General features: G+C 70.3%; 20 protein-coding genes. 12 read left to right on the top strand and 8 right to left on the bottom strand.

Going from position 1 to position 20,137, the window contains the following annotated elements:
- Positions 1–4 precede the first annotated feature (4 nt).
- The 6 genes from argB to argH are packed head-to-tail and all read left to right on the top strand — an operon-like array spanning position 5 to position 6,182.
- A complete protein-coding gene (argB, locus tag VE172_RS00795; protein ID WP_324795774.1) occupies positions 5–886 on the top strand; it encodes an acetylglutamate kinase in 882 nt (293 codons plus the stop codon).
- Positions 883–2,088 (top strand): acetylornithine transaminase, encoded by a 1,206-nt coding sequence (locus VE172_RS00790; RefSeq protein WP_324795771.1) that lies wholly within the window; start codon positions 883–885, stop codon positions 2,086–2,088. The genes argB and VE172_RS00790 overlap by 4 nt, the downstream gene beginning before the upstream one ends.
- Positions 2,085–3,035, top strand: coding sequence for an ornithine carbamoyltransferase (argF, locus tag VE172_RS00785; RefSeq protein WP_324795768.1), 951 nt, complete (start codon positions 2,085–2,087; stop codon positions 3,033–3,035). Before VE172_RS00790 ends, argF begins: the two co-directional genes overlap by 4 nt.
- Positions 3,032–3,568 carry an arginine repressor gene (locus tag VE172_RS00780; RefSeq protein ID WP_324795765.1) on the top strand — a complete coding sequence of 179 codons (537 nt, stop codon included), beginning with the start codon at positions 3,032–3,034 and terminating at the stop codon, positions 3,566–3,568. The genes argF and VE172_RS00780 overlap by 4 nt, the downstream gene beginning before the upstream one ends.
- Positions 3,565–4,776, top strand: coding sequence for an argininosuccinate synthase (locus VE172_RS00775; protein WP_324795762.1), 1,212 nt, complete (start codon positions 3,565–3,567; stop codon positions 4,774–4,776). The genes VE172_RS00780 and VE172_RS00775 overlap by 4 nt, the downstream gene beginning before the upstream one ends.
- Positions 4,773–6,182: an argininosuccinate lyase gene (argH, locus tag VE172_RS00770; RefSeq protein WP_324795759.1), complete on the top strand. Its 1,410-nt coding sequence runs from the start codon at positions 4,773–4,775 to the stop codon at positions 6,180–6,182. The genes VE172_RS00775 and argH overlap by 4 nt, the downstream gene beginning before the upstream one ends.
- Positions 6,183–6,192: 10 nt before the next feature.
- On the opposite strand, the gene VE172_RS00765 is transcribed toward argH, so the two are convergent.
- Both VE172_RS00765 and VE172_RS00760 read right to left on the bottom strand, forming a co-directional pair.
- On the bottom strand, positions 6,193–7,224 hold the full coding sequence (locus VE172_RS00765; protein WP_324795755.1) for a hypothetical protein: 1,032 nt from the start codon (positions 7,222–7,224) through the stop codon (positions 6,193–6,195).
- Positions 7,221–7,547 carry a PadR family transcriptional regulator gene (locus VE172_RS00760; protein ID WP_324795752.1) on the bottom strand — a complete coding sequence of 109 codons (327 nt, stop codon included), beginning with the start codon at positions 7,545–7,547 and terminating at the stop codon, positions 7,221–7,223. The genes VE172_RS00765 and VE172_RS00760 overlap by 4 nt, the downstream gene beginning before the upstream one ends.
- A gap of 149 nt (positions 7,548–7,696) precedes the next feature.
- Between VE172_RS00760 and VE172_RS00755 the strand changes: the two genes are divergently transcribed.
- Entirely contained in the window at positions 7,697–8,242 is a 546-nt protein-coding gene (locus VE172_RS00755; protein ID WP_324795750.1) for a hypothetical protein, read from the top strand.
- A gap of 4 nt (positions 8,243–8,246) precedes the next feature.
- Here the strand turns inward: VE172_RS00755 and VE172_RS00750 are convergent, their stop codons facing one another.
- From VE172_RS00750 to VE172_RS00740, 3 genes are read right to left on the bottom strand one after another with little or no spacing between them, the layout of a single operon-like run.
- Complete coding sequence (locus VE172_RS00750; RefSeq protein WP_324795747.1) at positions 8,247–9,413, bottom strand: amidohydrolase; 1,167 nt, start codon at positions 9,411–9,413, stop codon at positions 8,247–8,249.
- Positions 9,414–9,450: 37 nt separating this feature from the next.
- Complete coding sequence (locus VE172_RS00745) at positions 9,451–11,019, bottom strand: multicopper oxidase family protein (protein ID WP_324795745.1); 1,569 nt, start codon at positions 11,017–11,019, stop codon at positions 9,451–9,453.
- Positions 11,020–11,024: 5 nt separating this feature from the next.
- Positions 11,025–11,456: a hypothetical protein gene (locus tag VE172_RS00740; protein ID WP_324795741.1), complete on the bottom strand. Its 432-nt coding sequence runs from the start codon at positions 11,454–11,456 to the stop codon at positions 11,025–11,027.
- A gap of 208 nt (positions 11,457–11,664) precedes the next feature.
- Between VE172_RS00740 and VE172_RS00735 the strand changes: the two genes are divergently transcribed.
- From VE172_RS00735 to VE172_RS00725, 3 genes are read left to right on the top strand one after another with little or no spacing between them, the layout of a single operon-like run.
- Positions 11,665–12,816: a sensor histidine kinase gene (locus VE172_RS00735; protein WP_324795738.1), complete on the top strand. Its 1,152-nt coding sequence runs from the start codon at positions 11,665–11,667 to the stop codon at positions 12,814–12,816.
- On the top strand, positions 12,813–13,475 hold the full coding sequence (locus VE172_RS00730; RefSeq protein WP_324795735.1) for a response regulator transcription factor: 663 nt from the start codon (positions 12,813–12,815) through the stop codon (positions 13,473–13,475). Before VE172_RS00735 ends, VE172_RS00730 begins: the two co-directional genes overlap by 4 nt.
- 19 nt (positions 13,476–13,494) lie before the next feature.
- Positions 13,495–15,273: a beta-N-acetylhexosaminidase gene (locus tag VE172_RS00725; protein ID WP_324795732.1), complete on the top strand. Its 1,779-nt coding sequence runs from the start codon at positions 13,495–13,497 to the stop codon at positions 15,271–15,273.
- Here the strand turns inward: VE172_RS00725 and VE172_RS00720 are convergent.
- Entirely contained in the window at positions 15,255–16,634 is a 1,380-nt protein-coding gene (locus VE172_RS00720; protein ID WP_324795728.1) for an NAD(P)/FAD-dependent oxidoreductase, read from the bottom strand. The two genes, VE172_RS00725 and VE172_RS00720, sit on opposite strands and share 19 nt — an antisense overlap.
- Positions 16,635–16,702: 68 nt before the next feature.
- A complete protein-coding gene (gene sigJ, locus VE172_RS00715; protein WP_414715046.1) occupies positions 16,703–17,656 on the bottom strand; it encodes an RNA polymerase sigma factor SigJ in 954 nt (317 codons plus the stop codon).
- A gap of 171 nt (positions 17,657–17,827) precedes the next feature.
- On the opposite strand from sigJ, the gene VE172_RS00710 reads away from it, so the two are divergent.
- On the top strand, positions 17,828–18,613 hold the full coding sequence (locus VE172_RS00710; RefSeq protein ID WP_324795722.1) for a GNAT family N-acetyltransferase: 786 nt from the start codon (positions 17,828–17,830) through the stop codon (positions 18,611–18,613).
- Positions 18,614–18,653: 40 nt separating this feature from the next.
- Positions 18,654–19,637, top strand: a complete 984-nt coding sequence (locus VE172_RS00705) for an NAD-dependent epimerase/dehydratase family protein (RefSeq protein WP_324795719.1) — start codon at positions 18,654–18,656, stop codon at positions 19,635–19,637.
- 14 nt (positions 19,638–19,651) lie between these two features.
- Here the strand turns inward: VE172_RS00705 and VE172_RS00700 are convergent.
- Positions 19,652–20,137, bottom strand: a 486-nt coding sequence (locus VE172_RS00700; protein ID WP_324795715.1) for a hypothetical protein, incomplete at its 5' end; no start/stop codon positions are given.

Below are 20,137 nucleotides of genomic sequence, written 5' to 3'. Positions count from 1 at the left end.
GGACATGGCGCCGCACGTGCGCACCGCCCTGGGCAAGGCGCAGACCCTGGTGGAGGCGCTGCCCTGGCTGGCCCGCTTCCACGGCAAGACCGTGGTCGTCAAGTACGGCGGCCACGCCATGACCGACCCCGCGCTGCGCCGCTCCTTCGCCAAGGACATGGTCTTCCTGCGGTATGCGGGAATCCGGGCCGTAGTCGTGCACGGCGGCGGCCCGCAGATCTCCACCATGCTGAACCGGCTCGGCATCGAGAGCGAGTTCCGGGGCGGCCTGCGGGTCACCACCTCGGAGGCCATGGACGTGGTGCGGATGGTGCTGGTCGGCCAGGTGGGCCGCGAACTGGTCGGCCTGATCAACGAGCAGGGGCCGTTCGCGGTCGGCATGTCCGGCGAGGACGCCCAGCTGTTCACCGCCAAGCGGCGCACCGCCACCGTGGACGGAAAGTCCATCGACATCGGACAGGTCGGCGACGTCGCCGAGGTCAACCCCGACGCCGTCACCGACCTGATCGAGGCGGGCCGCATCCCGGTGATCTCCACGGTGGCCCCCGACCTGGACGGCGTGGTGCACAACGTCAACGCCGACACCGCCGCGGCGGCGCTGGCCGAGGCGCTGGGCGCCCAGAAGCTCGTCGTGTTGACCGACGTGGACGGCCTGTACGCCGACTGGCCCGACACCTCCAGCCTGCTGCGGCAGGTGACCGTCGCCGAGCTGCGGGACATGCTGCCCGGCCTGTCGGCGGGAATGGCGCCCAAAATGGAGGCCTGCCTGCGCGCGGTGGAATCCGGTGTGCCGCAGGCCCACGTGATCGACGGGCGCGTCCCGCATTCCCTGTTGCTGGAAGTCTTCACCTCCGAAGGAGTGGGCACGATGGTGGTGTCGTCATGAGCGCCAACGACGACCTGAGGCGGCGCTTCGCCGCGTCCCTGATGCCCAACTACGGAGTCCCGCCGCTGGCGCTGTCCCGAGGGGACGGCACCACGGTGTGGGACGTGGACGGAAAGTCCTACCTGGACTTCATCGGCGGCATCGCGGTGTCGGCCCTGGGCCACAACCACCCCGCGTACGTGGCGGCGGTGACGGCGCAGGTGTCGACGATCGCGCACACCTCGAACCTGTTCCTGCACGAGCCCGAGGTCGAGCTGGCCGAGAGGCTCATCTCCCTGGTGGGCGCGCGGTCCAAGGTGTTCTTCGCCAACAGCGGCACCGAGGCCAACGAGGCGGCGCTGAAGCTGTGCATCAACCACGCCAAGGCCAACGGGCGCACCTATTTCGTCGCCGCCACCGACGGCTTCCACGGCCGCAGCCTCGGCGCGCTCGCCCTGACGGGCAAGGACGCGATCCGCGAACCCTTCGGCCCCTTCGGCATCGACGTCAGGTTCGTCCCCTATGGAGACGGCGAGGCGTTGAAGGCCGCCGTCGGCGACGAATGCGCCGCGGTGTTCATCGAGCCCACCCAGGGCGAGGCGGGCGTGGTGCCGCCGCCCGACGGCTACCTGAAGCGGGTGCGCGAGGTCTGCGACGCCACCGGCGCGGTGTTCGTGGCCGACGAGATCCAGTCGGGCATCGGCCGCACGGGCTACTGGTTCGCCCATCAGCGCGCGGGCGTGCTGCCCGACGTGTTGACCCTGGCCAAGGGCCTGGGCGGCGGGCTGCCGATCGGCGCGTGCGTCGGCATCGGCGCCTTCGCCGACGGCTTCGCCAAGGGGGACCACGGTTCCACCTTCGGCGGCAACCCCGTGGCCACCGCCGCCGCGCTCACCGTCCTGGACACCATCGCCGAACAGGAACTGATGGCCAACGCGGTGGAACGCGGCGCCCAGATCGTCGACGGCGTCGACGAACTGCGCCACCCGCTGGTATCGGAGGTGCGGGGACGCGGGCTGTGGCTGGGCATCGTGCTGAACGACGACGCGGCGCCCGAGGTGTTCACCGCGCTCAAGGACAACGGCATCCTCGCCAACCCCGTGCGGCCCAACGTGATCCGCCTCGCGCCCCCGATGATCGTGAGCCGGGACGAGGTGGACGTCTTCCTGGCCGCGCTGCCCGCCGCCCTCGACGCGGCCTACCCCCCTGGGGGTCGACCGTGAGGCACTTCCTGAAGGACGACGACCTGACCCGCGACGAGCAGCTCGCCCTGATCGCGTCCGCGCGGCGGCTGAAGGCCGACAGGTTCGCCCGGCAACCCCTGGCGGGCCCGAAGTCCGTGGCGGTGATCTTCGAGAAGGAGTCCACGCGGACCCGGATGTCGTTCCAGGTCGGCATCGCCGAGCTGGGCGGCAACCCCGTGGTGGTGGACGCCAAGAACAGCCACCTGTCGCGGGGCGAGACCATTGAGGACACCGCGCGGGTTCTGTCGCGCTATGTGGACGCCATCGTGATCCGCACCTTCGGCGACGACCGGATCAACGCCCTGGCCAAGGCCTCCGGCGTCCCCGTGGTCAACGCGCTCACCGACGGATACCACCCGTGCCAGCTGCTGGCCGACCTGTTGACGATTGCCGAGGAGTTCGGCGAGGTCGCGGGCCGCACCATCGCCTACGTCGGCGACGCCGCCAACAACATGTCCCACTCGTACCTGCTGGCCGGGGCGCTGGCCGGCGCCCACGTCAGGGTGGCGGGGCCGAGCGGCTACCGGCCCGATCCCGCCATCGTGGAGCGCGCCAACGTGCTCGCGGCCGCGTCGGGGGGCAGCGCGGTCGTCGCCGCCGACGCACCCGCCGCCGTGGACGGCGCCGACGTCGTCGCCACCGACACGTGGGTTTCCATGGGGCAGAACGATCGCGAGCAGCGGCTGTCCGATCTGGAGGACTACCGGCTCGACGCGGCCCTGCTGTCGCGGGCCGCCCGGCACGCCATCGTGCTGCACTGCCTTCCCGCCCACCGCGGCGAGGAGATCACCGACGAGGTCATCGACGGCCCGCGATCGCGCGTCTTCGACCAGGCCGAAAACCGCCTGCACGCCCAAAAGGCGCTTCTGGCGTGGCTGATGAACCCCGACATGGAATCGACCTTCCCGGATGGAGCGGCGACGTGAACACCCCCGTGACGAAGACCGCGCGGCACGCGCGCATCCGCGAGCTCATCGACGGACGCGACGTCCGCTCCCAGACCGAACTGGTGACGCTGCTGTCGGACAGCGGCATCACCGTCACCCAGGCCACCCTGTCGCGCGACCTGGACGAGCTCGGCGCGGTCAAGGTGCGCGGCACCGACTCCGCCCCCGCCGCGTACGCGATCTTCGCCGAGGGGGACGGCCCGCTGCGACCGGCCACCCAGCCGCCCGAGCGCCTGGTGCGACGACTCACCGAGCTGCTCACCGGGGCCGACCACTCCGGAAACCTGGCCGTCTTGCGAACCCCGCCCGGGGCCGCGCAGTTTCTCGCCAGCGTGCTGGACCGTTCGGGTCTGGCCGACATCGTGGGCACCATCGCCGGTGACGACACGATCCTGGTGGTGGCCCGGGACGGACTGTCCGGGGCCGAACTGGCCGAGAAGCTGCTGTCCTGGGCTGGCAAGGACGCCGAGACCATCCACAAGAAAACGGGAAAGAAAGAGGAAATCCAATGACTGAACGCGTAGTGCTGGCCTACTCCGGCGGACTCGACACCTCCGTGGCCATTCCGTACCTGGCCGAGCAGACCGGCGGCGAGGTGATCGCGGTGGCCATCGACGTCGGCCAGGGCGGCGAGGACCTGGACGCCATCAAGCAGCGGGCGCTCGACTGTGGAGCCGTCGAGGCCGAGGTGATCGACGCCCGCGAGGAGTTCGCCGCCGAGTACTGCGTTCCCGCGATGCGCGCCAACGCCCTCTACATGGACCGGTACCCGCTGCTGTCGGGCCTGTCGCGTCCCCTGATCGTCAAGCACCTGGCCGCCGCGGCCCTCAAGCACTCGGCGACCATCGTCTCCCACGGCTGCACCGGAAAGGGCAACGACCAGGTGCGGTTCGAGGCGGGCCTGGCGGCGCTGGCACCGCACCTCAGGGTGATCGCCCCGGCCCGCGACTTCGCCTGGACCCGGGACAAGGCGATCGCCTACGCCGAGTCCAAGGGCCTGCCCATCGACGTATCGAACAAGTCCCCGTATTCGATCGACCAGAACCTGTGGGGGCGGGCGATCGAGACCGGGTTCCTCGAAGACATCTGGAACGCGCCCATCGAGGACATCTACGCCTACACCGACGACCCGTCGGTGGCCCGCGACCCCGACGAGGTGGTCATCACCTTCGACGGCGGCGTGCCGGTGGCGCTGGACGGCGAGACCAAGACCCCGCTGCAGGTGATCACCGAGCTGAACTCCCGGGCGGGCGCCCAGGGCGTGGGTCGGCTCGACATGGTCGAGGACCGGCTGGTGGGCATCAAGAGCCGCGAGGTCTACGAGGCCCCGGCCGCGATCGCGCTCATCGCCGCGCACCAGGAGCTCGAGAACGTCACGGTGGAGCGGGACGTCGCCCGGTTCAAGAAGGGCGTCGACCAGCGCTGGGCCGAGCTGATCTACGACGGCCTGTGGTTCTCGCCGCTGCGGAAGTCCCTGGACGCCTTCATCGACGACACCCAGCGGTTCGTCACCGGCGACATCCGGATGACGCTCCACGGTGGACGCGCCACGGTCACCGGCCGGCGCTCCGAGGCCAGCCTCTACGACTTCGGCCTGGCCACCTACGACGAGGGCGACGCCTTCGATCAGTCCCTGGCCAAGGGCTTCGTCGACCTGTGGAGCCTGCCGTCCAAGCTGGCCGCGGCGCGGGACGAGCGGCTCAAGGGTGACGCGGCGTGAGTCGCCTGTGGGGCGCGCGCTTCGCGTCCGGCCCCGCCGAGGCGCTGGCCGCGCTGAGCCGCAGCACGCACTTCGACATGCGGCTGGCGCCGTACGACCTGGCCGCGTCCAAGGCGCACGCCCGGGTGCTGCACCGCGCCGAGCTGCTGACCGACGCCGAGCTGGCGTCGACGCTGTCGGCGCTGGACGATCTGCGCCAGGCCGTGGTCGCGGGCCACTTCGCCGCCGAGGCGTCCGATGAGGACGTTCACGCGGCGCTGGAGCGCGGGCTGCTGGAACGCCTGGGGCCCTTGGGCGGCAAGCTGCGCGCCGGGCGGTCCCGCAACGACCAGGTGGCCAACGACACCCGGATGTACTGCCGCGACCACGCCAGGGGGCTGGCGGGCCGGGTGGTGGAGCTGATCGAGGCGCTGCGCGACCAGGCGGCGAGGCATGTCAATACCGCGATCCCGGGCATGACCCACCTGCAACACGGGCAGCCCGTCACCTTCGCACACCACCTGTTGGCCCACGTCCAGGCGCTGCTGCGCGACCTGGAACGCCTGCGCGACTGGGACACCCGCGCGGCGGTGTGCCCACTGGGGTCGGGCGCGCTGGCGGGCTCGTCGCTGCCGCTGGACCCCGAGACGGTGGCCGCCGAGCTCGGCTTCGAGTCGGCGGCGGCCAACTCCATGGACGGGGTCGCCGACCGCGACTTCGTCGCCGAGCTGCTGTTCGTGGCCTCGATGATCGGGGTGCACCTGTCGCGGCTGTCGGAGGAGATCATCCTGTGGACGTGCCAGGAGTTCGGGTGGATCGAGCTGGACGACGCGTACTCCACGGGATCGTCCATCATGCCGCAGAAGAAGAACTCCGACATCGCCGAGCTGGCGCGCGGCAAGGCGGGTCGCCTCATCGGCGACCTCGCCGGGCTGTTGTCCACATTGAAGTCGCAGCCGTTGACGTACAACCGCGACCTCCAGGAGGCCCAGGAGCCCGTCTTCGACGCCCTGGACACGCTCGGGTTGGTGCTGCCCGCGTTCACGGGCATGATCGCGACCATGACCGTCCACGGTGACGCCATGGCCGCCGCCGCGCCGAAGGGATTCTCGCTGGCCACCGAGGTCGCGGATTGGTTGGTGCGCAAGGGAGTGCCGTTCAAGGACGCCCACGAGACCACGGGCGCCCTGGTGGCGCACTGCGCCGCGGGCGGCCTCCAGCTCCACGAGGTGTCCGACGCCGACCTGGCCGCGATCAGCCCGCGGCTGGACGGCTCGGTCCGCGAGGTCCTGACCGTCGACGGCGCGCTGGCCGCCCGCACCACCCCGGGCTCCACGGGCCCGGGCCCGGTGGCGGCGCAGCTGGAGGCCGTCGGCGAGGCGCTGCCCCACTGGCAGGGCTGGGCCGCCGCCCGCGTCGTCCCCTAGGGAGGGTGGGTCAGCGGGCCGTCCGCATGACCCGCGTGCCCATCGGCGTGGGACCGCAGAGCAGGAGCGCGCCCCCCAGCGCGATCGCGCCGAGGAGCGTCATGATCGACAAGGGACCCCAGGTATATCCGAGCCACACGGCAACGCGCTGTTCGGGCACGATTAGCGACGCGCCGATGAAGTACAGGTTGACGGCGGTGGGGACGATCAACATGAACCCGCCGCAGCCGAGCAGTTGGTACACGACGGCGCGGCGTCGCCTCGGCCAGACGGCGATGCGCCGCAGCAGACGGGTCAGCGCCGCCCAGCCCGCCAGGGACCCGAGGATCAGGCCGACAACAGTCAGTATCGGCACCAGGGGCGGCGTGGTGCGCTTAATGGTGACAAAGCTGACGCTCGTCGAGGTCGCGTCCGCCACTGTGGATACTTGCAGGACGAGGCCGTCGCGGGTAGCGCTGAAAGCGGCGTCCCGCTTGTCTTTTCGCACTGCTTGGACGTGCCAGCCCGCTTTGACGACGCGCCTTTCGGCCGCGCGGAAGCGGGCGAAACCGTCGTCTTTGTGTTCCAGCTCGTAGCTGAGGTCTCCCGAGTTGTAGCCGTCGCCGTTGCCAAGGAGGTCAAAGGGGGTGGGCATCACGTTGCCGTTCATGTCGACCCAGTAGAACAAGGAGCGGTCGCCGTAGACGTCCTTGGTGTCCATGTCGGGAATCGCTTGTCGGGCAATGTGACTCGCCGCAGCGTCGCCGGGAAGGTCGGTGGCGGTGTACCACCCCGCGACCGCGCCGCCGATCGCCCCCAACGTCGCCACGAACACCGCCGCCAACACCGACACCACGGCGGCGGGGACGGATCGGGCGGCCAGGTGCTTGCGCAGCCCGCCGAACACGATGTCGACGCGCTCGCCGAGGGTGGGACGGTCGCGTCCCCGCGCGGCGTCCATCAGGGTCGTCAGCATCTCCTCGCCGCGGGCCCGCCGATACCAGGCGGGGTAGGCGCGAAGCAGGCGCCGAAAGTCGCGCTCGAGTCGCTCGTCCGTGGTCATGACGGCGACCACCCCAGATCCGTGACGCCCAGGCGCCGCAGGGCCGTCTCGGCCTGGGCGCGTTGACCCACCGCGGCGGCGGCCAGTTCGGTGCGGCCGCGCTCGGTGAGCTGGTAGTAGCGGCGCAGCCGCCCCGAGGCGACCTCCTCGCGGTCGATCTCGATGAGATCGTTGGCCGACAGGCGATCCAGCGCCGCGTACAGCGTGCTGGTGCGCAGTTTCACCCGCTGGTTCGACAGCTTTTCGACGTCGCGCATGATGCCGTAACCGTGGGCCGACTCCTCGGCCAGGGCGGTCAGGATCATGAAGTCGGATTCCTTCATGCATTGGAATATATCAGTTATTGGAATATCCCGCCGCCGCGCCCATTGAACCTTTCGCGCCCCGTGACCGTATTGACAGCCAGAGGGGCACACCCACCCATGTCGCCGCGTACGCGTCGGGCCCCGGGCGCGGAAAGGTTCACGAAAAGATGCCGGACACCATCTTCGGGCTACCGCTTCACCCGTTCGCCGTCCATGTGCCCGTCGTCCTGGTGCCCCTGCTGGCGCTGGCGATCGCGGGATACGTCCTGGTGCCCAAGGTGCGCCGCCAGCTCGGCTGGGTGCTGATCGCGCTGGCGGTCGCCGCGGTCCCGGCCGTCTACGTGGCCCGCGAAAGCGGCGAGCGCCTGGCGGCGGAGAACCTGGCGCGGCTGTCGGGCACCCCCGACGCCCGGCGGCAGGCGGCCAAGGCCATCGACAACCATTCGCAGTACGCCGACATCCTGATCTGGCTGGTGGTGGTCGCCGCGATCCTGGTGCTGGTCTACACGGCGATCGTCAGCGGGCGGCTGGCGGCCCTCGCCACCTCCCGCTCCTGGGACGGTGTGGCCGCGTGGGCGGGCGGCGGGGGCGGGCGCGCCCGCACAGTCGTCGTGATCGTCTCGGGCGTCGTCCTTTTGGGACTGGCCGTGGCCATGGCCTACGTGGTGATCCGCGCGGGACACACCGGCGCGACCATGGCCTGGGGCCAGTAGGCCGTCACGGCAGCCGGTACACCTCGCGTCCGTCCACATAGGCCACCTCGACACGGCTGTAGACGTCGAACGGGTCGCCGTTCCACACGCACAGGTCGGCGTCCTTGCCGGGCGTCAGCGAACCGATCCGCTCGGCGACGCCCATGATCGTGGCCGGGTTGATGGTCAGCGCCCGCAGCGCCGCGTCGCGGTCCAGGCCCTCCTTGATCGCCAGGGCCGCCTGGTGGATCAGGTGCGCGATCGGCACCACCGGGTGGTCGGTGGTGATGGCGATGGTGACCCCGGCGGCGTCCAGTCTGCCGGGGTTGGCCACCGAACGGTTGCGCACCTCCACCTTGGACCGCGACACCATGAGCGGCCCGATGATCACCGGGATGCCCGCCTCGGCGATGATGTCGGCCAACAGGTGCGCCTCGGTGCCGTGGTCGAGCACCAGGCGGTAGCCGAACTCCCCGGCCAGGCGCATCGCCGTGGCGATGTCGTCGGCGCGGTGACAGTGCTGGCGCCACGGGATCTCCCGCGACAGCACCTTCGACAGCGCCTCCGACTTGAGGTTGCGGTCCACGGGGGTGTCGGAGTCGGACTCCATTTTGGCGCGGTAGTTCTGGGCGTCCACGAAGGCGCCCCGGATCACCGCGGCGGTGCCCAGCCGGGTGCTGGGGGTCTTCTTCTGCTCGCCCCACACCCGCTTCGGGTTCTCGCCCAGGGCCGACTTCATGCCGCTGGGGGCCTTCATCGTCATCTCGTCGACGGTGCGGCCCACGCACTTGATCGCGGCGGTCTGGCCGCCGATCGGATTGCCGGAGCCGGGGTTGACGTTGACGGCCAGCACCCCGGAGGCGATCGCGTCGGCGAAGCCGATCTCGGCGGGGTTGATGGCGTCGATGGCCCGCACATGCGCGCACACCGGGTCGGTCATCTCGTTGCCGTCCTGGCCGGCCCAGCCCTCGCCCTCCTCGTACACGCCCAGGTGGACGTGGGCGTCGATCAGCCCCGGCACGATCCACTTGCCCGCGGCGTCGATCCGCTCGGCGCCGGACGGGATCGGGGTGTCGGGGCCGCCGACCGCACAGATCCTCCCGTCCGCGACGACGACCACGCCGTCGTCAATGGGGTCGGCGTCCGCGGGAAGCACGCGGGCGCCGACCAGGGCGAAGGATTCAGGGCTCATCGAAGTCACCTTTCGCGGATGTCGACAATCCCTGTCATCAAACCACGTCGAAGTTGGCCATCATCGCCATGTCCTCGTGCTCCAGGTTGTGGCAGTGGATCATGTAGCGCCCCTTGACCTCGGGGAACCTGATGAGCACCTCGATGGTCTCGAACGCCCGCATGTCCACCGTGTCCTTCCAGCCCGCGTCGCGCGGCTCCGGCGGCTTCCCCGCCCGCGAGGTGACCTGGAAGTGTCCCAGGTGGACGTGAACCGGGTGGTGCAGATCCGAGGTGATGGACCAGCGCTCCACGGTCCCCGCCTTGACCCGAGCGATGGTGCCCGAGGGGTCGTACGGCTTGTCGTTGATCGTCCACATCTGACCACTGTCGGTGCCGGTGCGCGCGAAGTGGAAGGTGCGGCCGGCGGCCACCTTCGCGGGCGCCAGCTTCTCCACCTTGGCCAGGGTGTCGGGGATCTTGGACGGGTCGTCGGCCCTGTCGCCCACCTTGAAGCGCATCACCGCGTCGGTGCCGCCGGTGCCCAGCTTGTTGACGAGCGTGACCTCGGTGCCCGGCTTGAACTTCGAGAAGTCCACGATCACGTCGTAGCGCTCGGCGGGGGCGATCGCCAGGTCGTCGAGCTCCTGCGGGCTGCCCAGCAGCCCGATGTCGCTCCCGATCTGGACGAACGGCGTGGTCCTGCCGTCGGCCTCGAGGGACAGGTCGTAGCGGCGGGCGTTGGAGGCGTTGAGGAACCGCAGCCGGTACCGCGCCCCGTCGACGTCCACCGTGGGCCACGGCGCGCCGTTGACCAGCAGCACGTCGCCCTGCACGCCCTCGTGGTAGTCGCCGGTGACGCCGGGGGCGCCCAACAGGGTGCCGTCCACCGACGGGTACTTGAAGCTGCCGTCGGCGCGAAACGCCCGGTCGCACAGCATCAGCGGGATCTCCCTGTCGCCCTTGGGAAGCGGCAGGGCGTCCTCCACGTCGTCGCGGACGATGAACATGCCCGCCAGTCCCCGCCACACCTGCGGCGCGGTGAAGTCCATCCGGTGGTCGTGGTACCACAGCATGGTCGCGGCCTGGTCGAGCGGATATTCGTGGTCGAAGCTGCCGTCGTACATCTTCCACACCGACATGTCCATCTTCATGGCCATGCTGTCGTGCGGGTGAAAATGGCTGCCGGGCGGGACGATCACGTGGGTCGGGAACCCGTCGTACTTCGCCGGGGTGACGCCGCCGTGCAGGTGCGTGCTGGTGGGCACGTCCAGCCGGTTGGCGATCGACACGGTGATCGGCCTGCCGCTGCGGACGTCGAAGGTCGGGCCGGGGAAGGTGCCGTCGAAGCCCCAGATCTCGGTGCGTTTGCCGGGGATGATCTCCACCTTGGACGCCCGCTGGGTCAGCTCGTACCGCGCCACGCCGTCCTTGGTGCTCCGCGGCTTGGCCACGGCGGGGATCGGCAGCTTCGCGGTGAACCGCTCGGGCAGCTTGAGGTCGCTGTCGAGCAGCTGGCCCGACTGGTCGGCGCTGCCTGTGGTGGCCCAGGTGACGCCCGCCGTGACGGCCACGCCGACGGTGATCATGCCGCCGAGCCTGAGGGCCTCGCGGCGGTTGACGGTCATGGCCATCACGCGCCCCCGGTCTTCTTGGCGGGCAGCCGCAGCTTCCACGCCATGGTGTTGAGCTGCAGGGCGCCGATCGCCATCAGCACGCCGATCGGGAAGTGCAGCGCGAAGACGTGCGCCACGCCGGCGAAGGTCTGAATGATGATGAAGACGAAGAACGCCAAGGAGACCCGGAACGCGAGCGGCCCGCCGCCCCCCGGCTTCCACGCCAGAACGGACGCGATCAGCAGGACAAGGGCGGCGACGCCGATGAGCCCCGCCAACATGCTGTGCACCTGTTCGAAGCCCACGAAACCGCTGGCGTACAGCCCGATCCACACTGGCTGGGCGATCACCAGGATCAGGTTCACCACCGCGGTGACACGCAGGGTCCACACGATTCCGCCGACCCGGCCGGTGGCCTCCGGTGTTGGCGTCGCGACTGCCTCGGTCACGATGATTCCTTTCTCACACTGGGGAAACTCACGCCTCGATCCTTGCCGTCGAGTCCGTTGTCGACATCCGGCACGGGGAGTCAATCGGGCGTACCGGCCGGGTAGTACGTACCGCCCGGCGCGGCCGCGCCGTACTACCCGAGATGTACGGCCGACGTGCATCGCGTGGATGGTGCGGTAATCGGCGAGCGGCGGTAGCGTGGCCGCCATGACGCCCGCCGACCGGAGACTGCGCTGGCAGTGGGACGTGCCCGTCGCCGCCGTGGCCGGGCTCGTGTCGCTGGTGATCTTCTTCGTGGAGCTGAAATACCGCGGCGACATCCTGGTTCCCGCGTTCGTCGGGGTTCCCGTGGTGCTGGGCGCCAGCGCCGCGCTGATCTGGCGGCGCGGCCACCCCGTGATGGTGGCCGTCGTGGTGGGCGCCGTCGCGGTGTTGATGTTGAACCTCAACAGCCACGGTGGTTTCGTGCCGCTCATCGTGGCGGTGTTCGCGCTGGCCAAGTACGGGCGCCGCTGGATCGCGATGATCACCGGCGGCGCGGTGATCGTGGCGAGCTCCGCCAGCGCCCTGTTCTCGTCGCCGATGACCGCGCTGCCGGTGGCGCTGTGGATGCTGGTGTGGCTGGAGGCGGGCATCATCTCCGGGGAGGTGATCGGTCGCCACCAGCGGCAGCTGCGCGAGGCCCAGGCCCGGGCCGTGGAGGCCGAACGCACCCGCGAGGAGGCCGCGCTGCGCCGGGCCGCCGAGGAGCGGGTCCGCATCGCGCGGGAGCTGCACGACTCGCTCACCCACGCGATCTCGGTGGTCAACGTGCAGTCGTCGGTGGCGCTGCACGTGCTGGAGCGCCAGCCCGCCCAGGCCGAGGCGGCGCTGCGCAACATCCGCGAGGCCAGCCGTGACGCCATGCGCGAGCTGCGCGCCACCCTGCGGGCGCTGCGGGTGGCCGATCCCGCGCAGGCGCCCGGCGTCGCGACGCTGTCCAAACTGCTCGAACAGGCGCGGCAGTCGGGGCTGGACGTCGAGATGCATGTGGACGGACAGCACCGCGCGCTGGGCGACACCGTGGACCGCACGGTGTTTCGCATCGTCCAGGAGTCGCTGACGAACATCACGCGGCACAGCGCGGCGACCCGCGTCGACATCACCATGCAATACGGTGTGGAGGACGTCAGCGTCCATGTTGTCGACAATGGAGGAATCATCACCGAGCCGATCACCGAGGGGCTGGGGCTGTCGGGAATGCGGGAACGCGTGGCCGCCCTGGGGGGCTCGCTGCGCGCGCAACCGGTGGCGGACGGCGGGTTCGAGGTGCGCGCCCAGCTGCCCACCACGGGCGAGCGCGCGGAGGCCAAGCGATGATCCGGGTGCTGTTGGCCGACGACCAGCCGCTGATCCGCGCGGGCTTTCGGGTGCTTCTGGATCTGGAGGACGACATCGAGGTGGTGGGGGAGGCCGCCGACGGGGACGAGGCGGTGCGGCTGGCCGCCGAGCTGCTCCCCGACGTGGCGCTGTTCGACGTCGAGATGCCCGGCGCGGACGGCATTTCCGCCACCCGCCGGGTGTGCGCCGACCCGGCGCTGACGCGGGTGCGGGTCGTGATCCTCACCAACTACGCCTTCGACGAGTACATCTTCGACGCGCTGCGCGCCGGCGCCAGCGGCTTCCTGGTGAAGGACACCGATCCGGCCGACCTGATTCGCGGCCTGCGCACCGTGGCGGGGGGAGAGGCGCTGCTGGCGCCCGCCGTGACACGGCAGGTGATCGCGGAGTTCGTGTCCACGCCCGCGCCGCAGGTGCGCGAGGTCGACCTCGACGTGCTGACCCCGCGCGAGCGCGAGGTGTTGGGGCTCATCGGACGCGGAATGTCCAATGAGGAGATATCGACGGAGCTGAACATCTCCCACACCACGGCCAAGACCCACGTCAGCCGCACCATGACGAAACTGCGCGCCCGCGACCGCGCACAGCTGGTGGTGGCCGCCTACGAGTCGGGATTGGTGCGCGCCCGACACCAGTGAACGGGTACCGTCGCGGGGCATGATCAATGAAAGCGATTTCATCCTGGTCCCGCGGCCGCGCGAATGCTCCGTGACCGGCTCGGGCCCCGCCCTATCCACCCCCGTCGCCGAGACCGAGAACGGCGAGCTCCCCGCCGAGGGCTTCGCCCTGGACATCACCGCCGACGGCGTGCGGCTGGCCTATCGCGACGCCGCGGGGCGCCGCTACGGGCGCGCCCTGCTCGAGCAGGTGCGTTCCCAGTCCGACGGGAACTGGCCGGGCTTGCGGGTTCGCGACTGGCCCGACTACCCCGTGCGCGGGTACATGTTGGACATCAGCCGCGGCCGGGTGCCGACCAGGTCCACCCTGGAGAATTTGGTGGACCTGTTGGAGCTGGTGCGCGTCAACCACTTCCAGCTCTACACCGAACACACCTTCGCCTACCGCGACCACGAGACCGTCTGGCGCGACGCCTCGCCCATGACCCCCGGCGACATCGCCTGGCTGGACGAGCTGTGCGCGTCGCGCGGCATCGAGCTGGTCGCCAACCAGAACTGCTTCGGCCACTACGAGAACTGGCTGAAACACGAGGCGTACCGGCACCGCGCCGAGCTTCCCGAGGGGTTCGAGCTGTTCGGCCGCCACCGCCCCGCCACCACGCTGGCGCCGACGCCCGACAACGCCGACTTCGCGCTGGGCCTGGTGGACGAGCTGGTCGGGCACTTCCGCTCCGACCGCGTCAACATCGGCTGCGACGAGACCTGGGAGCTGGGGCGCGGCGCCTCGGCCGCAGAGGTCGCCGAGCGCGGTAAGGGCCGCGTCTACCTGGACCATCTGCGTCGGCTCGCCGATCCCCTGCTGGCCAAGGGCCTCGACGTCCAGTTCTGGGGCGACATCATCACCCACCATCCCGAGCTGGTGCCCGAACTTCCCGACGGCGCCACCGTGGTGGCCTGGGACTACGAGGCACCCTGGGCGCCCGCCGACATCGAGCGCATGAAGGCCGCCCACGGCGAGCGCTTCCGCGACGCGGGTCTGGACATCGAGGCCAAACTGGACGGATTCACCTCCACGGTGGAACCGTTCACCCGCGCGGGTTACCCGTTCTGGGTGGCGCCCGGCACGGGCACCTGGCGGTCGCTGATCGGCCGCCTCGACACCGCGTACGGCAACCTGCTCGACACCGTCCAGGTGGGACTGTCGGGCGGTGCGACGGGCGTGTTGATCACCGACTGGGGCGACAACGGGCACCTGCAACCGCTGTCGGTCAGCTATCCGCCGATCGTGTACGGCGCGGCCCTGAGCTGGGGACTGGACGCCAACCGCGACCTCGACGCCGCGTCTGTCCTCAATCGACTCGTCCTCGGCGGCACCAAGCTGGGCACCGTGCTGGACGCCCTGGGTCGCGCCGCGGCGTCCACGGGGCAGCTGGCGTTCAATTCCAGTCCCTTCGCACTCGCCCTGGAATCCGACGACGGCATCACCGCGGGCGAACCCGACCCCGTTCGGGTGGCCGCGCTGATCGACGGCTTCGACGCCGCCCTCAACGACCTGGCCGCGGCGTCCGACGACTCCGCGCACGCGGCGGCGGTGAAGCGCGAGCTGACCTCCGCCACCCGCCTGGCCCGCCACGGCGGTTGGCGGATGCTGCGCGCGGCGGGGGCTTCGGCCCCCGGCGACGCGGCGCTGCGCGACGACCTCATCGAGGCCATCGCGCTGCACCGCGAGTCCTGGTTCGAGCGCAGCCGCCCGGGCGGCATCGAACGCGGATTCGCCAATCTGGACGGTCTGCTGGGGTCCTACCCGACGGGAACCTGAGGCCGCGGGAGCATCGGATGACGGCGGCGCGGTGTGTAGGGTCCCGTGTGGGGCAGGGTCTTCGCGACGAACCAGCACACGAAGTCCTTGTAGCGCGCCGCCGTCCTCCCCGTGAGGACCGCGTTCACCATGGAGTCGTCGGGGCGGACGTACTGCACGAGCCCGTCGCCGGGCCCTAGCCCGATGGCCTGCTGGACGAAGCGGAAGTGGAAGGGCGGCACCGACCGTCCACTCAGGCGCGCGGCGATCACGTCGGCGGCGTGCCAGGCCATCGGGATCGCCGCCGCGCAGGCCATCCGCAGCTCGTTGCCGTGCCGGCTGGTGAAGGCGGCGCTGTCGCCGATCGCGTAGATCTCGGGGCGCGCCAGGGTGCGCATGGTGTCGTCGATGGGTATGCGCCCCAGCCCGTCCACGTCGAGCCCCGCCTCGGCGGCCAGCGGCGGCGCCGTGAAGCCGCCCGCCCAGACCGTGACGTCGCTGTCGGCGACGGACCCGCCGTCGACGACGACGGCCCCGTCCTTCACCGCGGTCACCCCGACCCCCGACATCACCTCGATGCCGAGGCGCCGAAACGCCGCCCGCGCGTGCCGCTTCCCGCGCGGCGACAGCCATCCGCCCGCCTCGCCCCGCGACACCAACCGCACCCGCGCCCTCGGGTGCCTGCCCGCCAGCTCACAGGCCAGCTCCGCCCCCGTCAACCCCGCGCCCACCACGGTCACCGTGCCCGAGTCGTTGCGCGCCACGGCATCCCGCAGCGCGGCCGCCTCGTCGCGGCCCGACACCCCGTAGGCGTGCTCGGCCACGCCCGGCACCCGCGTCATGTCCCCGACGCTGCCCAGCGCGTACACCAGCGTGTCGTAGCCGATGACCGCCTCGCTCCCCTGAGGTACCCGCGGGGAGGAGGCCCCCCGCGGTGTCCCGCTGTCGTAACCGATCGACGTCGCGCCCGTCGTCTCCGCACCCTGAGGCACTCGTGAGCGGGAGGAAGACCCCGGTGACGCGGTGTCGGCGCTCCCCTCAGTCGTCACCGACACCCCGCCCTGCTTCGTTGGTGGCCGTGGGGCCGCGCGCGAGGGGGAGTTTCGCCGCTCGGCGCCGACCACGGCGACCTGGCGCCGCTCCACGTCGATGCCGGCCGCGCGCCCCACCACGAGCTCGACATTCGTGCCGCGCAACAGGTCGGCGAGTCTCGGCGCGTCCAGGTCCCGTCCCGCCGCGGCCTGGTGGAGCAGGATGCGGTGCACGAAGCGCTCGCGTTCGTTGACGAGCGTGATGTGGGCGTCGGGCAGGAGGCGGCCGAGCCGCTTGGCCGTGGTGAGTCCCGCGTATCCGCCGCCCAGTACGACGATGCGGTGAGTCATGATGCGTCCCTTCGTCGGTTGTCGCATCCTTGACGCCGCGGCGAGGCGAAACCTGACAGTGGCTTACATCACTCAATGGTCAGGGAGGCCAGCGGCCGTCCGAGATCAATATCCCGCAGTTGGGCCGCGGCGAAGCCGAGCTTGGCGGGATTGGCGAGAATGTGAAGCGCGCTGATGAGGCCGTCGTCCATGTCGATGACCAGGCACGCGAACAGCGCGCCGTCGAGGAAGACCACCAGGCCGGGACGGGCGTTGATCTGCGCGGCGTGAATCGTCGCGCGACGGCCGAGGCGCGCGAGGTTCTCGGGGCTCAGGTGCAGGATGCCGCGGCCCAGGTAGCGGGCCACCTTGGCGTTGCCCTGGATCGGTCGGCGGGCCGCCGTGACCGTGCCGCCGCTGTCGGCCCAGGCCACGACGTCGTCGGAGAGCAGGCGCTCCAGGCCGCCCAGGCCCTCGCCGTCCTGTGTGGCCGCGAAGAACGTCTCGGTGATGCGGCGCCAGTGGTCGGGGTCGGCGGCGAAGCGGGGGCGGTCGGCCAGGTGCTTGGCGGCGCGGTGATGCAGCTGTTGGCAGTTGGCCTCGGAGACGTCGAGAATCTCGGCGATGTCGCGATGCGAATACCCGAACGCCTCCTTGAGGACGTACACCGCGCGCTCCGACGGCGTGAGCCGCTCCAGCATCGCCAGCAACGCGATCGACACCGAATCCCGCTGCTCCACCGTCTCCAGCGGACCCAGCGCGCGGTCGGGAGTGGACGTCAGCACGGGCTCGGGCAGCCATGGCCCCACATAGGACTCCCGCCGCGACCGCGCCGACCCCAGTTCGTCCAGACACAACCGGGTCACCACAGTGGTCAACCAGGCCGCGGGAGTGCGCACCGAGGACCGATCGGCCTGGTGCCAGCGGATGAACGCCTCCTGCACCGCGTCCTCGGCCTCGCTGGCGGACCCGAGCAGGCGGTAGGCCAGGGCGAACAGCCGCGGACGCTGCGCCTCGAAGGCGTCAACCGCGTCGCTGGGCATCGACATGGATCCACCTTAGGTGCGCTATGCTGGCGTCCGCCATTTCCCCCTAGCGATCCACGGTGAGGCCATTCGATGCGCTCGGCTGCCTAGGCCATCGGCGTGAACAACCAGCGGCACGACGTGCCGTCCGATGGCGACCCATCGAAACTGACACTCGAAAGAGGAACCGTGGATCTCCACATTCAAAGGCACGCGCGCGCCAATTTGGAGCGCTCCGACAACACCCTTCGCGTCGGGTCCTTCCTGCTGCACATCGACCCCGCCAGCCCGCACCGTTTCCTGAACTACGCGGTGCCCGACGACGGCACCGAGCCCTCGGCCGCCGACATCGCCGAGCTCACCGCCGCGTTCACCGAGCGGGGCCTGACCCCGCGCCTGGAGTTCATCCCGTCCTCCTCGCCGAAGGCGGAGGGCGCGTTCGGCGAGGCGGGCTTCGCGGTCGAGAGCCGCATGCCCCTGATGGCTTGCGCGCCAGGCGAAGTCGTCGTTCCCGAGCACGACGGGGTGAGCGTCGAGTTCACCGACGATGTCGACAAGCTCCGTGCGGGGCTGGTCGTCCAGTTCGCGGCGTTCGCCGAACCGGAGCCGCCCACCGACGCCGACATGGAGGCCCGCATGCTGGCCCCCGCCCGGCGCGGCGCCGTCACCGCCATCGCCACCATCGCGGACGGAACCGTGGTGGGCGCGGGCCGCTACACCGCCCCGATCGACGGCACCTGCGAGGTGGTCGGCATCGCCGTCGAACCCTCGCACCAGGGCCGCGGCATCGGCGCCGTCCTCACCGCGCGCGTCACCTCCGCCGCCCACGACGCGGGCGTCACCACCGCGTGGTTGGAGCCGTCGGGACAGACCGCGCTGCGGCTGTACGAGCGGGTGGGTTATCGCGCCGTGGGCGAGAAGCTCGCGATGGCGAAGGAATCCGCCGACAGCGGAAACGGTTCGCCGCTGGCGTAAACGGTTGCGGCCGACCGCTCGGAACGGGAAGCTTCGCATCATGAAGATTCTTGTCCTCGGTGGAACCATGTTCTTGTCCAAGGCGGTCGCCGTTGCCGCCCAGGCGCGCGGCCACGAGGTGATCGTGGCCGCGCGCGGCAAGAGCGGCCGGCCGCCCGAAGGCGTCCGCTTCGTGACGCTGGATCGCGAGAACCCCGAGTTCTCCGCGCTGGACGGCGAGACCTTCGACGCCGTCGTCGACGTGGCCCGCATCCCCGCCCAGATCACGCCGGTGCTGGACGCCCTGGCCGACCGCGTCGGGCACTGGACCTTCGTGTCCACCATCTCGGTGTACTCCGACGTGGAGACCGTCGGCGGCACCGCCGACACCACCGCGCTGCTGGAGCCCGCCGCCGCCGACAGCACCGATCCGAGCGTCGAGGCGTACGGCGCCAGCAAGGTCACCTGCGAGAACCTGGTGCGTGATCGCCTGGGGGACAAGGCTTTCATCCCTCGTCCCGGCCTGATCGTCGGCCCCGGCGACCCCAGCTACCGCTTCGGCTACTGGCCCGACCGCCTGCACGACGCGGGCGAGGTGCTGGCGCCCGGGGCACCCGACCGCGGCGTGCAGTGGATCGACGTGCGCGACCACGCCGAGTGGATCGTCCACGCCGCCGAAAACCAGGTGGTCGGCACCTTCGACACCGTCACCGAGCCGATGCCGTTCGAGCGGTTCCTGCACGAGATCGCCCGGGCCATGGGCACCGAGCCGACGTTGACCTGGGTGTCGGAGGATTTCGTCACCGAGCACGGCGTCAACCCGTGGGCGGGCCCCGACTCGATCGGCCTGTGGCTGCCCGCCGACCACGCGGGCATGCTCACCCGCGACGTGTCGACCGCGCTGGAGGCGGGCCTCAAGACCCGCCCCGTGGGGGAGTCGGCGCGCGACTGGTTCGACTCGATGGACGGCGCCGAGCGCGACGACGCCAAGCGGCTCGGCCGCGCCAAGGAGGCCGAGATTCTGGCGGCCTGGCACGCGCGGTAAATCAAAGAGGATCTCTACACCGATTTACCCCGAGTCCATGTCGTCACCGTCAAGATGATTTGCGCGTCCAGGGCATTGGTGTCAACAGATATGGTCTTGTAATCGGCGGTGCTGACGCGAACCAGATGCTTTTCGGTGCGAATGCAGAAGAACCTCGGATCGATATGTGTTGTACCGAGCTTATCGAGGTTTTTGAGGGTCAGCTCCCTAGTGGCGCGGCCATTGGCATCGGCAATGTTGGCACACGCTGCGGCGGTGTTGGTCTCGCTCTGATCACCCATGCCAGCCTTATCGTGGTGATTGGGAAACTCCCCACCGCCACGATTTGCTGAGATCTTTACCTTGGCGGTGTAGTCATGTGGATCCAGACAGAGTCTCCATGACAGGTCCATTCCCGATAGAGGAGCCATGTCCGATTCGATGTGGATTCGTTGTTTCCACTTTCCATCTTCTTTGGTATCGAAATCAGCCCCCCACAATCCACACTCTTTATGCTGGGC

This window comes from Stackebrandtia sp. (genome assembly GCF_035643755.1).
Lineage (GTDB): Bacteria > Actinomycetota > Actinomycetes > Mycobacteriales > Micromonosporaceae > Stackebrandtia.
This window is presented reverse-complemented; position numbering and strand designations above follow the sequence as displayed.

Excerpts from the sequence above, each read along its gene's own strand:
- VE172_RS00765 (WP_324795755.1), bottom strand. The coding sequence starts at position 7,224 with ATGACCACGGACGAGCGACTCGAGCGCGACTTTCGGCGCCTGCTTCGC.
- VE172_RS00790 (WP_324795771.1), top strand. The coding sequence starts at position 883 with ATGAGCGCCAACGACGACCTGAGGCGGCGCTTCGCCGCGTCCCTGATG.
- VE172_RS00705 (WP_324795719.1), top strand. The coding sequence starts at position 18,654 with ATGAAGATTCTTGTCCTCGGTGGAACCATGTTCTTGTCCAAGGCGGTC.
- VE172_RS00775 (WP_324795762.1), top strand. The coding sequence starts at position 3,565 with ATGACTGAACGCGTAGTGCTGGCCTACTCCGGCGGACTCGACACCTCC.
- VE172_RS00750 (WP_324795747.1), bottom strand. The coding sequence starts at position 9,413 with ATGAGCCCTGAATCCTTCGCCCTGGTCGGCGCCCGCGTGCTTCCCGCG.
- argB (WP_324795774.1), top strand. The coding sequence starts at position 5 with ATGGCGCCGCACGTGCGCACCGCCCTGGGCAAGGCGCAGACCCTGGTG.
- VE172_RS00745 (WP_324795745.1), bottom strand. The coding sequence starts at position 11,019 with ATGACCGTCAACCGCCGCGAGGCCCTCAGGCTCGGCGGCATGATCACC.
- sigJ (WP_414715046.1), bottom strand. The coding sequence starts at position 17,656 with ATGCCCAGCGACGCGGTTGACGCCTTCGAGGCGCAGCGTCCGCGGCTG.
- VE172_RS00730 (WP_324795735.1), top strand. The coding sequence starts at position 12,813 with ATGATCCGGGTGCTGTTGGCCGACGACCAGCCGCTGATCCGCGCGGGC.
- VE172_RS00725 (WP_324795732.1), top strand. The coding sequence starts at position 13,495 with ATGATCAATGAAAGCGATTTCATCCTGGTCCCGCGGCCGCGCGAATGC.
- VE172_RS00760 (WP_324795752.1), bottom strand. The coding sequence starts at position 7,547 with ATGAAGGAATCCGACTTCATGATCCTGACCGCCCTGGCCGAGGAGTCG.
- VE172_RS00720 (WP_324795728.1), bottom strand. The coding sequence starts at position 16,634 with ATGACTCACCGCATCGTCGTACTGGGCGGCGGATACGCGGGACTCACC.
- VE172_RS00755 (WP_324795750.1), top strand. The coding sequence starts at position 7,697 with ATGCCGGACACCATCTTCGGGCTACCGCTTCACCCGTTCGCCGTCCAT.
- VE172_RS00735 (WP_324795738.1), top strand. The coding sequence starts at position 11,665 with ATGACGCCCGCCGACCGGAGACTGCGCTGGCAGTGGGACGTGCCCGTC.